Origin of the sequence: Nocardioides sp. YIM B13467 (assembly GCF_042788075.1) — a bacterium.
Taxonomy (GTDB): domain Bacteria; phylum Actinomycetota; class Actinomycetes; order Propionibacteriales; family Nocardioidaceae; genus Nocardioides.
Genome location: NZ_JBHZPJ010000004.1, coordinates 92,505 through 103,587, shown reverse-complemented (window position 1 = coordinate 103,587; position 11,083 = coordinate 92,505). Strand labels below are relative to the sequence as shown.

Below are 11,083 nucleotides of genomic sequence, written 5' to 3'. Positions count from 1 at the left end.
TAGAGTTACGGCGGCCATAGCGAAGGGGAAATACCCGGTCCCATCCCGAACCCGGAAGTCAAGCCCTTCAGCGCCGATGGTACTGCAACCGAGAGGCTGTGGGAGAGTAGGACGCCGCCGGACATATCTTTGCGCAGGGCCACCTCTTCGGAGGTGGCCCTGCTGCCATTTGTGCCCATTTACGACGCGGTGTATCGAGCTTGTCGAGATGCGGTGTATCGAGCTTGTCGAGATGATTATGGGACCTCTTCGCGCCACGCCCGGTTGACGTGGGCAGCCATGCGAGGTCCAATGTCATAGTTGCAGTCCGTACCAACAACACTCGAACAAGGAGTTCCCATGGTCAAGAAGCTGCTCATCGCCGCCGTCGTTGCCGCGGGTCTCGGCGTGGCCATCAAGCTGGTCACCAGCCGCTGATCCAGAGCTTCTCCAGTTGCCCGGTGCCCTCGAGGTGCCGGGCAGCTGTCATTTGGTGCCCTGGGACGCTTCCTCGTCCGGCGTGACCGAGGCAGCAGTAGCGATGGGCTCTTCCTTGGGAACGTCGACCTCAGCCAGTGACCGGCGAGCGCCGGGGATGGCGAGGATGCCGCCAACCATGAGGAAGAGCAGCACGCCGGCGAGGACGAGCAGGGACTCGACCGAGAACTGATCTGCGAGCGGGCCGAAGACCACCATGGAGAGCGGCATGGCAACGGACATGACGATCCCGACGATGCCGAAGACTCGCCCCTGCATCTCTGGTTCGACGCGCTCCTGGAGGATGGTGAACGCAGGTGCGCTCAGGGCCGAGAAGGCGACCCCGATCAGCAGTCCGAAGACGAAGAAGACCCACATGTTCGTGGAGACTCCGAGTCCGACGACGAACAGCCCGATGAGGACGACGGAGCCGACCATCAAGCGCATGCGGTGAACGATCTTGGGTCCGAACGCGGCCATGGCGGCGCCGCCGGCCAGCATGCCGAAGCCCCAGAACAGCTCGTTCGCGGTGAGCTTCCAGACCTCGTCGCCGAAGGTGCGCGTGACCATGAGCGGGGTGAGGTAGGAGGGGGCTCCGACCATCACCATGACAAGCGTGAAGAGAACGAGGATCCAACGCACGTGCGCATGGGTGGAGACGTACTTGAGGCCGGCGCGGAGGTCCCCGAAGTAGGAGACCTTCCCCTGGTCGGGGCGTACGAGACGGGCGACCGGGACGAGGGCCAGGAGGCCGACGCCGATGAGGGCCGTGATCGCGTCGATGAAGAAGACGGCGACGATGTCCATGCTGGCGTAGATGACCGCGGCGAGTGCCGGGGCGAGGAGCGTCATCGCGGACTGGATGGTCTGGAAGGCTCCGTTGATCCGGAGCAGCTGAGACTCCGGCGCGATCTGCGGGATCATCGCGGTGACTGCAGGCATCTGGATGCCGGCGAAGACCGAGCGGATGGCCAAGGCGAGATAGATGATCCAGAGGTCGTCGATCCCACTGACCATCAAGCCGGCGAGGATCAGGGTGGCGACCGCGATGGTGGCGTCGGATCCCATGATCAGGAACTTGCGGTGATGTCGGTCGGCCCAGACACCGCCGAAGATCGACATGAACGCCTGCGGGAGCATCCCGAAGACGAGGCTCAGCATCAGCACTGACCCGGACCGGGTCTCGATGGTGAGGTGCCACATCACGGCGTACATCACCAGCATCGAGCCGAGCAGAGAGACCGTTTGGCCGGCGAGGAAGATCGCTGCGTTGCGCCTCCAGCCGGAAAGCTCGTCGGCGGGCATGCCGAACAGCCTTTACCCGGACGCGGAACGCGTCAACCGACTTTGGTCTCGCGCGGCTACGCGAGGATCAGCGGCGGGCCGTGGTGGGTCGAGCGGGCGAGCTCGTCGCCATCGAGACTGAGCACGGGACCGTCGGTGCGGACGTCCCATCCCGAGGCCGTCTGCGCCGGCGGGACGCCTTCCATGCTGACGTGGGCGATGTGCAGGCGCCCACGCGCCTCGGCGACGGCAGCGCGTACGCCGGTGCGTACCTCGATCGGCCAGTACTGCTCGGTGATCGACTGCCAGACGACCGTGAGCACATCGGCGTCGGTTGGTTCGGTGAGCTGTTCCTTCAGCCAGGTGTCGGCCGAACCGACGTCGACCACGGGCGGGTCGCCGGCCGCGGCCCGCAGGGCACCGGCGAGCCGGGCGTGACGGTCGACCTGATGCGGCCATACGAACGAGGTCAGGTACTCGCGGCCGGCCGCGGTGGAGACATCGAGCGGGGCGAGGTCGCAGCCACGGCGCGATACGACTTCGAACGGAACTGGACGCACCCCGGCGCTCTGGGTGTCGATCGTCAGCGGGCTGTTCGTGGGGCCGTACGCCCAGTCCTCGCCGTAGAAGTGGTAGCGGTCGACGAGCAGGTTGAGCCCCGCCGAAGCGCCGGGCTCGAGCAGCCGGACGCGGTGCAGGCCGGTGCGGCGTACGGCCTCGAAGATGCCGATGAGGAGGCAGGCGGAGCGGCCGACCTCGTTGGTCTGGGGCGCCACCTCCAGACCTGCGCGGAGCTCGTCGACGTGAGCTGCGAGCACCTCCTCGAACAGGGGCCAGGCGGTGACGTACGCGTCGTTGCCTCCGAGGTTGGGATAGAAGCGCTCGAGCTCGGGAGCGTCGCCGCGGAGGACGATGCGGTGAAGAGCCGCCAGGAGGCGCAGCTGCACCGCATCGGCGCGGGAGGCGTCGAGGTGGTCCCGGCAGATCTCAGCGATGGGACCACCTGCATCGAGGTCGTCCGCGAACCGGTTGAGCAGCCAGCCGTAGAGGTGCTCCTCGTGGCCGAAGTGGTCGCGGAAGAGCTCGGGAAGAGTCGCCATGGGCACATCCAAGCACTGACGCGCACTTGCGGGTATGGGTAAGGTAAGCCTTACTTAAAGGGAGATGGAGCTGGCATGGGATTCGAGGACGGCCGCAAGCTGAAGGGCGTGTACGCGGCCGAGGTGGTGCACAACAAGCAGGTCACGCCGCACATGGTGCGGCTCACCTTGGGAGGCGATGATCTGCGACGTTTCCCGCAGCGCGGCTTCGACCAGTGGTTCCGGCTCTTCCTGCCGCGGCCGAACGGAGAGGCCACCAACTTCGACGCGGTGCCCGAGAAGCTCGGGACGATCGACTACCTGAAGTACCTGAGGCATGGCGACCGGCCGCCGCTGCGCAACTACACCGTGCGCGAGCACCGGCCCGAGCTCGGTGAGATCGACGTCGACTTCGTGGTGCACGGCGATCTCGGGATCGCAGGCCCGTGGGCGCGTACCGCACAGCCCGGGGAGCGGGTCGTGCTCATGGACCAGGGCACGGGCTTCGACTTCGCTCCGGATGCCTCGTTCCACCTGCTCGTCGGGGACGAGTCGGCCCTTCCTGCGATCGTCGGGATCCTCCGAGACATGCCCCGCGACGCGCGCGGCCTGGCGATCATCGAGATCCCGGACATGGCCGACGTCCAGGACGTCTCCGGGCCCGAGGGGGTCGAGGTGCGATGGCTGGCTCGAGGCGACTCCGCCGCACAGCCCGGGGCGCTGGCGATCGCCGAGGTCAAGGCGTTCACCCCCGAGGCACCGGCCACGCTCTCGGCGTACCTCGTCGGTGAGCGGACGATCCCGGCCGAGGGAAGGCGCCATCTGGTCTCGCTCGGGGTGCCCAAGTCGCGGATCACCTTCGTCGGCTACTGGCGGATCGGCAAGGCGCAGGCGTAAGGGCTCGGCGCCCGCCGATCCGCCGGGTGCTCGGACCTCAGCCGAGGAGGCCCTGGATGGAGGTGCGGATCTGGTCGAAGGCGAGCCAGGCGAAGAGCAGGGCGCAGATGATGAGGCCGATGTTGGAGACCCACTTGTTGCGCCACTCCGCGGGGGTGTGGCTGGTGTTGAGGAGCCAGAGCAGGGTGACGGCCAGGAACGGCATGAAGAAGGCGCCCAGGACTCCGTAGATGAGGATCAGCCAGGTGGGCTCGTCGGCGAGCAGGAGCCAGATCATCGGGGGGAAGGTGAGCCAGAGGATGTAGGAGCGGTACCAGATGCCGCCGCTCTTGGCCTCGGGCTCGTCGGCCTTTCCGCGAATGGTCCCCATGAAGTCCGCGAACATCAGGCTGACACCGTTCCAGACGCCGACGAGGGACGACATCGCCGCGGCCCAGAAGCCGATCAGGAAGAGCTTGCCGAACCAGTTGCCGTAGCGGTCGGCGAGCACCCTGGAGAGGTCGAGCATGCCCTGGTCACCGGTGCCGATGGCGATGTTGGCCGAGTAGAGCAGCTCGGCGCCGACGATGAGGGTGGCGACGACGAAGATGCCGGTCACGACGTACGCCGTGGTGTTGTCGATCCGCATCACGCGCATGAACTGCGGCGTGTGCCAGCCCTTCTCCCGCAGCCAGTAGCCGTAGGCGGCCAGGGTGATCGTGCCGCCGACGCCGCCGGCGACCGAGAGGATGTTGACCAGGGAGCCTTCGGGGATCGTCGGGACCAGGCCGACGAGGAGGTCGGGGAGGTTGGGCAGGGTGACGAGCGCCGCGCCGACCATCGTCACGAACATGATGCCGACCAGGACGGCGAGGAACTTCTCGAAGAGGCCGTAGCGACCGGCCCACACGATGGCGAGACCGATCAGGCCGGACAGGATGCCCCAGACCTTCACCGACGCGAACGAGAACAACGCTGCCAGGGCCAGGCCGGTGCCAGCCATCGCCGCGGCACCGTAGATGAAGCCCCAGATCACGATGTAAGGACCGAAGTAGATAGTCGTCCAGATGCCCAGACGCCGCCAGCCCTGGAAGATCGTCTCACCGGTCGCCAGGCTGTAGCGCCCGGCGCCCTCGACCAGGACCACCTTCAGGACACATCCGACGACGACGGCCCACAGCAAGGCGTAGCCGTACTTGCTGCCGGCGATCAGGGTGGCGACCAGGTCGGCGGCACCGACGCCGGTCGCGGCCACCACGAGGCCGGGTCCCAGGATCCGCCACCGAGGGGCTTCGGCTGTCTCTGTCCTCGCTGTGTGTGACATGGGCGACAGGTATACCCCGTTTTAGGGAAGATCAGCGACTTTTTGCCGAAGGACGGCACGCTCGCGGTCGTTCGTGCACATCCCTGCCGCCCGCTCCAGCTCCTTGCGCGCCTCGACCGTTCGGCCCAGCCTGCGTAGCAGCTCTCCGCGTACGGTCGGGAGGAGATGGGTGTGGTCGAGCCGCTTGTCCTCGGCGATCCGGTCGACGATCTCCAGGGCTCGCAGCGGTCCGTGGGCCATCGCCACCGCTACGGCCCGGTTGAGGTCGACGATCGGGTTGGGTGCGACGCGGCCCAGGGCCTCGTAGAGGACGATGATCCGCTCCCAGTCGGTGGTCTCGACCGAGTCGGCGACCGCGTGGGTGGCGGCGATCGCGGCCTGGAGCCCATAGGGACCGAGGCCCCGTGGGGTCGCCTGCTCGAGGGCGGCCAGGCCGCGGCGTACGGCACCTTGGTCCCATCTGGTGCGATCCTGGTCCTCGAGGAGGACCGGGTCGCCGGCGGCATCGGTGCGTGCCGGGAAGCGGGAGGCGGTCAGCTCCATGAGCGCGAGCAGACCGTACGCCTCCGGCTCGTCGGGCAGCACGCCGATCAGCACCCGGGTCAGTCTGCGTGCCTCGCGAGCGAGGTCGGTGCGGATCAGATCCTCACCGGACGTGGCGGTGGAGCCCTCGGTGAAGATCAGGTAGAGGACGTTGAGCACGCCGGCCAGACGCTGCCGGCGCTCGTCGGGCGAGGGCACCTCGAAAGGGACCTTCGCGGCCGCGATCGTCTTCTTCGCGCGGGTGATCCGGGCCTGGATCGTCGGCACCGGCACCAGGAACGCCCGGGCGATCTCCTCGCTGCTGAGGCCGCCGACGACCCTCAGGGTGAGGGCCACCCGGGCCTCCTTGGACAGCACCGGGTGGCAGGAGACGAACATCAGCGCGAGGACGTCGTCATCGATCCGCTCGATGTCCAGGTCGTCGGCGTACGCCTCGTCCTGGTCGTGGGCGATGGCCTCGTACTTCTCGCGCTGGACGCCGGCGCGGCGGATCGTGTCGATCGCCCGCCGCTTGGCGGTGGTCATCAGCCAGCCGACCGGGTTGGCCGGCTGGCCGTCGCGCGGCCAGGAGACCAGCGCCTCCGCGAGGGCCTCCTGGGCGGCGTCCTCGGCGAGGGCGAAGTCACCGGTGTAGCGCGCGAGCGCGCCGACGATGCGGGCGGACTCGATGCGCCAGATCGCCTCGACGGCGCGCGTCGCGTCACTCATCGGTGTCTCCCCGGGTGGTCATCTCGACAGGCTCGATACAGCGCTCGGCCCTCAGAGCTGCCCGGTCTTGGTCCGCCAGTCGAGCTCCTTCTGGATCCACGGGTTGTCCTGCGGAAACTCGTCGATCGTGGGCACTCGGCGGACCTCGACGGCGGAACCGGGGAAGTAGCTGAGCCGCTTGGCCCACTCGACCGCTTCCTCCTTCGAGCCGACCGAGATCAGGTAGAAGCCCCCGAAGAGCTCCTTGGTCTCGCCGTAGGGACCGTCGGTGACCACCGGTGCCTCCTCGGCGTCGGTGTAGGTGACGACGGTGTGCTCCTCCGGGTCCAGCCCCTCCATGGCGAGCAGCACGCCCGACTTGATGAGCTCGTCGTTGAGCTTCCCCATCTTCTCGAGCATCTGCTCGAAGGGGATGGCGGCCATCGCGGCGTTCTGCTTGTCCTCGTCGATGGTGCGCCAGATCAGCATGTACTTCGGCATCTCGGTTTCTCCTGTGTCGGTCGGGCCGTCTTGCCGGCCCGTTCACCCCTTGGTCGAACGAGGTCTACGCGGGATCGACAACGCTGCCAAGAATATTTTCGAAGGGGGAGTTTCACTCGTGGGTAGGTTGGGGTTGTGAAGATCTCGCTGTGGCCCAGTCCCGCCGTTCCCACTGCCGACATCCTTGCCGAGGCGCAGGCGGCTGACCAGGCCGGTTGGTACGGCGTCTGGTTCGCCGACCACTACATGCCCAACACCGGCTCCGAGCAGATCGATGACGGGCCGATGCACGAGGTCTGGGGGATCCTCCCGGCGCTGGCCGCGACCACCGAGAACGTACGCATCGGCCCCCTCGTCTCCCCGACGACGATCCATCACCCGGCGCTGCTCGCGAACCGGTCCGCGACGATCGACCACATCGCCGGCGGGCGGTTCGTGCTCGGCATGGGTGCCGGCTGGCAGATCAACGAGCACAAGGCGTACGGCATCGACCTGCCGAGCGCGAAGGTGCTGGTCGACCGGTTCGAGGAGGCGATCGAGGTCACCCGGTCGCTGCTCGACAAGCCGCGTACGACCTTCGAGGGGACCCACTTCCAGCTCACCGACGCTCCGTGCGAGCCGAAGCCGGTGGCCTCGCCGCTGCCGATCCTGGTCGGGGCCAAGGGCCCGCGGATGCTGCGCGTCGTCGCCAGGTACGCCGACGAGTGGAACACCTGGGGCACGCCCGAGAGCGCCGGCGCGGTGCGCGCCAAGCTCCTGGAGGCGTGCGAGCAGGTGGGCCGCGACCCCGCGACGATCAAGACGACCACCAACCTCATGCTCGACCTCGACGGTGCGAACCCGGGCTTCGCCCGGACGCAGACCGGCTCGGCCGGTGAGCTGCAGGACCTGATCGGCCGCTATGTCGATGCCGGGTTCGACGAGTTCATCCTGCCGACCTGGAACCTCAGCGAGACCGGTGCCGAGCGGATCGAGCGGGCGGCACAGCTCAAGGCCGAGGTCCTCGACCCGGCGCTCTAGACTCGGGCGAGGATGGCGCTGTTGATCACGTCGGTCCCGGGAGCGTCGACCTCGGGGTCGGCCTCGGCGACCACGTCCAGGCCGGCGAGAGCCTGCGGACCGACCTGCGGGTAGAGCAGCGTACGCAGCCCACGGGCGCTCCGCGCCAGGACGAGGCCGCCCGGGGCCAGAGAGCTGACCGCCTTGCCGAGCACCTCGGCCTTGGCGGCATCGTCGGACCCGACCAGGCCGGCGAGGAGCACGATGTCGACGGGGTGCGGTGGCGTGGCGGCGGAGGCTTCGGCGTGCTCGAACGTGACGCCGACGGCGCCCAGGCGTCCGAACGCGGCGGATGAGAGCCGGATCGCCTCGGCATCGTGGTCGACGCAGTGCACCGCGATGCCTTGGTCGGCCAGACAGAGCGCGGTCAGGGGGAGCGGCCCCGAGCCGAGGAGCACCACGTGCCGTGGGGCGGTGCCCTGGCGGCGTACGGCTTCCAGCTCCATCTCCACGAGGAGCCGGTAGTTCTCGCGGTAGGGGAACCTGGCGAACGCCGCCGCGGGGTCGGGGGCGCGCGAAATCTGGCGGGCCCAGACCCGCTCGAGCGCGTGCTCTCCGGCGGACGCGACAGAGCGGAAGAGGGCCGGTGGACGTGACGGCGGCAGCGCGGCCAGCACGGTCTCGGCCTCCGACTCGGGCACGCTCAGCACCGCGGTCACCAACCGGTTGAAGAGCGCGTTGACGACGATCCCGGGCTCCAGCGACGGCTGGTCGAGCAGGTCGTCGAGGGTGGAGACAAGACGTTCGTCAATGGCTTCGAACGTTCCCGGATTCACAACCGGTCACCCTTCCACATCGATGACGGCTGCTGCATGGTGTTCCGCCAGGAGCCCGCTCCGCGGCACGGAAGTCGCCTCACCCCGTATCGCACGCGTCGGCGGCTCGGTTCTGGGACGATGTAGAACTACGCCACTCGGCTCCGACGTATCCCCGTAAGCACGCCTACGGAAGGCGCCGACGAGAGGGAAGAGCCATGAAGTACGTCATCCTGATCCACTCCAACCCGCAGCCGTGGGGTCACCCGACGGGTGACTTCATCCCTGAGTTCCAGTCGCTGCCACAGGCTTCCAGGGAGAAGCTCAACGCGGCCTTCGAGGGGATCATGGAGGAGCTCTCGGCCAACGGTGAGCTCATCGGCGGGCAGGCGCTCGCGGATCCGGCCTCGGCCAAGCTCTACCGGTGGGACGCCGGCGAGCCGATCGCCACCGACGGCCCATACTCCGAGGCGAAGGAGCATCTGGCCGGCTTCTTCCTGATCGACGTCGAGTCCCAGGAGCGAGCCGAAGAGGTCGTACGCAGCTTCAGCGGCCCCGGTGAGACGGTCGAGCTGCGGCCGGTGGCAACCTACTGACATGACGGTCACGGGAGTCGAGGACGTGTGGCGGCAGGAGTCCGCCCACGTCCTCGGCGCCCTGCTGCGGGTCCATCCCGACCTCCCCGACTGCGAGGACGCCGCCCAGGAGGCGCTGATCGCCGCCAGCCAGAAGTGGCCGTGCGACGGCCTGCCGGCCGACCCGCGGGCTTGGCTGATCCGGGTGGCTCATCGGCGGCTGATCGACCAGATGCGCGCGGACACGGCTCGGACCCGGCGCGAGGTCGCCGACGGGATCGCCCGGCGGCTCGACGAACCGGACCCGGCCGCCGTGGAGATCGGCTCGGCCTACGACGACTCGCTGCGGCTGATGATGATGTGCGCCCATCCCGCGTTGCGCCGCCCCTCCCAGGTGGCGATCACACTGCGGTGCGTGGGCGGTCTGACGACGTCGGAGATCGCGGCTGCGTACCTGGTTCCGGAGGCGACCATGGGGCAGCGGCTCAGCCGCGCGCGGGCCACGCTGAAGGATGAGGAGTTCTGCTCGCCGGCGCCCGACGAGCTGCCCGAGCGGATCGCCTGCGTGCTCGACGTCTGCCACCTGATCTTCAACGAGGGCCACACCCGCACCAGCGGCCCCGAGCTGCAGGGCATCGAGCTCACCGACGAGGCGATCCGGCTGACCCGGATCGTGCGTGGAGTGCTTCCGGAGCACGACGAGGCCACCGGCCTGCTCGCGCTCATGCTGCTGACCCGGGCCCGCTCGTGCGGTCGCGTCGACCACCTCGGCGACCTGATCCCGCTCAAGGACCAGGACCGCTCGCAGTGGGACCAGGAGCTGATCCGCGAAGGTGTCGCACTGCTGGAGGACGTACTTCCCGAGGGGCCGGTGGGTCGCTACCAGCTGCAGGCCGCGATCGCCGCGGTCCATGCCGAGGCGGAGTCGTACGAGGCCACCGATTGGCTCCAGATCAACCTGCTCTACGGGATGCTCGCGCAGGTCGCGCCCTCGCCGGCGGTCACGCTCAACCGCGCCGTCGCCGTGGCGATGAGTCTCGGCCCCGAGCACGGGATCGAGATCGTACGAGACCTGCTGGAGCACCCGGCGATGCAGCGCCACCACCGCGCCCATGCCGTGCTCGCGCACCTGCTCGAGCAGTCCGGTGACGTCGCGACGGCTCGGGAGCACTACGTGCTGGCGGCCCGGCTGACCCAGAGCGTGCCGGAGCAGCGCTACCTGAACCGCCGGGTCGAGTCGCTCGACCAGGCGTGACTGCTCACATCTGCACGACGCCGTCGATGACGAGGATGATCCCGAAGATCGCGAACAGCGCGGCGGCGCCGTACTTGATCACGTTCTCGGGGAGCTTGCGGCCCAGGAGCGCGCCGACACCGATGGCGAGCGCGTCGGCGGCGACCATCCCGACGGTGGAGCCGATCCAGGTGCCGAGCCAGCCCTCCTGAGTGGCCAGGGTGATCGTCGCGAGCATCGTCTTGTCGCCGAGCTCGGCCAGGAAGAACGCGATACCGACGGCGACGATCGCCATGCCCCGGCTGTTGCGAGCCTTCTTGGCCTCGTCCTCGGTCAGCTCGTCGCCGCGCAGGGTCCATCCCGCGAAGACCAGGAAGGCGACTCCCGCGACGATGGTGATGTAGTGCTGGTGCTCGGCGAAGGCGTCACCGATGAGGGCGCCGATGGCGACCGAGGCCAGATGGACGATCGCGGTGGCGGCGGTGATCCCGAGGATCACGTCTCGAGCCCGGTAACGGGTGGCGAAGGTCATCGCCATGAGCTGGCTCTTGTCGCCGAGTTCGGCGACGAAGATGACCGCGGTCGAAAGCAGGAAGGCGTACACGGGGGTTCCTCTCCGGCGCCGGCCGGAGGAGTCCCATGAGGGGTTGATCGTCCTTCGACCAGCACCGTCATGTTGATACGGATGCATGGTCGAAGGTCTCGTCCGC

The 11,083-nt window shown here is 68.3% G+C and carries 11 protein-coding genes and 1 rRNA gene; 5 read left to right on the top strand and 7 right to left on the bottom strand.

From position 1 onward, the window contains the following. The first annotated feature begins 6 nt into the window (after positions 1-6). A 5S ribosomal RNA gene (gene rrf, locus ACFX43_RS01455) occupies positions 7-123 on the top strand. A gap of 342 nt (positions 124-465) precedes the next feature. Here the strand turns inward: rrf and ACFX43_RS01450 are convergent. Further along, positions 466-1,761 carry an MFS transporter gene (locus ACFX43_RS01450; RefSeq protein WP_378816100.1) on the bottom strand — a complete coding sequence of 432 codons (1,296 nt, stop codon included), beginning with the start codon at positions 1,759-1,761 and terminating at the stop codon, positions 466-468. A 56-nt stretch (positions 1,762-1,817) separates the two neighbouring features. Further along, the gene (locus tag ACFX43_RS01445; protein WP_378816097.1) at positions 1,818-2,840 is read right to left on the bottom strand and encodes a DUF2332 domain-containing protein; all 1,023 of its coding nucleotides are present in this window, start codon (positions 2,838-2,840) and stop codon (positions 1,818-1,820) included. Between the two features lie 75 nt (positions 2,841-2,915). On the opposite strand from ACFX43_RS01445, the gene ACFX43_RS01440 reads away from it, so the two are divergent. Continuing rightward, a complete protein-coding gene (locus ACFX43_RS01440; RefSeq protein ID WP_378816094.1) occupies positions 2,916-3,716 on the top strand; it encodes a siderophore-interacting protein in 801 nt (266 codons plus the stop codon). A 37-nt stretch (positions 3,717-3,753) separates the two neighbouring features. Here ACFX43_RS01440 and ACFX43_RS01435 read toward each other — a convergent pair whose 3' ends face one another. Genes ACFX43_RS01435 through ACFX43_RS01425 form a run of 3 tightly spaced genes read right to left on the bottom strand, consistent with a single transcriptional unit; the run spans position 3,754 to position 6,750 of the window. Continuing rightward, positions 3,754-5,019, bottom strand: a complete 1,266-nt coding sequence (locus ACFX43_RS01435) for an Nramp family divalent metal transporter (protein ID WP_378816092.1) — start codon at positions 5,017-5,019, stop codon at positions 3,754-3,756. A 21-nt stretch (positions 5,020-5,040) separates the two neighbouring features. Further along, positions 5,041-6,270 (bottom strand): RNA polymerase sigma factor, encoded by a 1,230-nt coding sequence (locus ACFX43_RS01430; RefSeq protein WP_378816089.1) that lies wholly within the window; start codon positions 6,268-6,270, stop codon positions 5,041-5,043. A 51-nt stretch (positions 6,271-6,321) separates the two neighbouring features. After that, the gene (locus ACFX43_RS01425) at positions 6,322-6,750 is read right to left on the bottom strand and encodes a YciI family protein (RefSeq protein WP_378816086.1); all 429 of its coding nucleotides are present in this window, start codon (positions 6,748-6,750) and stop codon (positions 6,322-6,324) included. Between the two features lie 135 nt (positions 6,751-6,885). On the opposite strand from ACFX43_RS01425, the gene ACFX43_RS01420 reads away from it, so the two are divergent. After that, complete coding sequence (locus tag ACFX43_RS01420; RefSeq protein ID WP_378816083.1) at positions 6,886-7,770, top strand: LLM class flavin-dependent oxidoreductase; 885 nt, start codon at positions 6,886-6,888, stop codon at positions 7,768-7,770. On the opposite strand, the gene ACFX43_RS01415 is transcribed toward ACFX43_RS01420, so the two are convergent. Beyond that, positions 7,767-8,585: a nicotianamine synthase family protein gene (locus ACFX43_RS01415; protein WP_378816081.1), complete on the bottom strand. Its 819-nt coding sequence runs from the start codon at positions 8,583-8,585 to the stop codon at positions 7,767-7,769. The two genes, ACFX43_RS01420 and ACFX43_RS01415, sit on opposite strands and share 4 nt — an antisense overlap. Positions 8,586-8,782: 197 nt before the next feature. On the opposite strand from ACFX43_RS01415, the gene ACFX43_RS01410 reads away from it, so the two are divergent. Together ACFX43_RS01410 and ACFX43_RS01405 are read left to right on the top strand one after the other, a co-directional pair. Further along, a complete protein-coding gene (locus ACFX43_RS01410; protein WP_378816079.1) occupies positions 8,783-9,160 on the top strand; it encodes a YciI family protein in 378 nt (125 codons plus the stop codon). Position 9,161: 1 nt separating this feature from the next. Continuing rightward, positions 9,162-10,394 carry an RNA polymerase sigma factor gene (locus tag ACFX43_RS01405; protein ID WP_378816077.1) on the top strand — a complete coding sequence of 411 codons (1,233 nt, stop codon included), beginning with the start codon at positions 9,162-9,164 and terminating at the stop codon, positions 10,392-10,394. A gap of 4 nt (positions 10,395-10,398) precedes the next feature. Here ACFX43_RS01405 and ACFX43_RS01400 read toward each other — a convergent pair whose 3' ends face one another. Continuing rightward, positions 10,399-10,977: a TMEM165/GDT1 family protein gene (locus tag ACFX43_RS01400; RefSeq protein ID WP_378816075.1), complete on the bottom strand. Its 579-nt coding sequence runs from the start codon at positions 10,975-10,977 to the stop codon at positions 10,399-10,401. Positions 10,978-11,083 lie beyond the last annotated feature (106 nt).

Coding starts and splice junctions, on each gene's coding strand:
- ACFX43_RS01425 (WP_378816086.1), bottom strand. CDS start 6,750: ATGCCGAAGTACATGCTGATCTGGCGCACCATCGACGAGGACAAGCAG.
- ACFX43_RS01435 (WP_378816092.1), bottom strand. CDS start 5,019: ATGTCACACACAGCGAGGACAGAGACAGCCGAAGCCCCTCGGTGGCGG.
- ACFX43_RS01445 (WP_378816097.1), bottom strand. CDS start 2,840: ATGGCGACTCTTCCCGAGCTCTTCCGCGACCACTTCGGCCACGAGGAG.
- ACFX43_RS01405 (WP_378816077.1), top strand. CDS start 9,162: ATGACGGTCACGGGAGTCGAGGACGTGTGGCGGCAGGAGTCCGCCCAC.
- ACFX43_RS01410 (WP_378816079.1), top strand. CDS start 8,783: ATGAAGTACGTCATCCTGATCCACTCCAACCCGCAGCCGTGGGGTCAC.
- ACFX43_RS01440 (WP_378816094.1), top strand. CDS start 2,916: ATGGGATTCGAGGACGGCCGCAAGCTGAAGGGCGTGTACGCGGCCGAG.
- ACFX43_RS01430 (WP_378816089.1), bottom strand. CDS start 6,270: ATGAGTGACGCGACGCGCGCCGTCGAGGCGATCTGGCGCATCGAGTCC.
- ACFX43_RS01450 (WP_378816100.1), bottom strand. CDS start 1,761: ATGCCCGCCGACGAGCTTTCCGGCTGGAGGCGCAACGCAGCGATCTTC.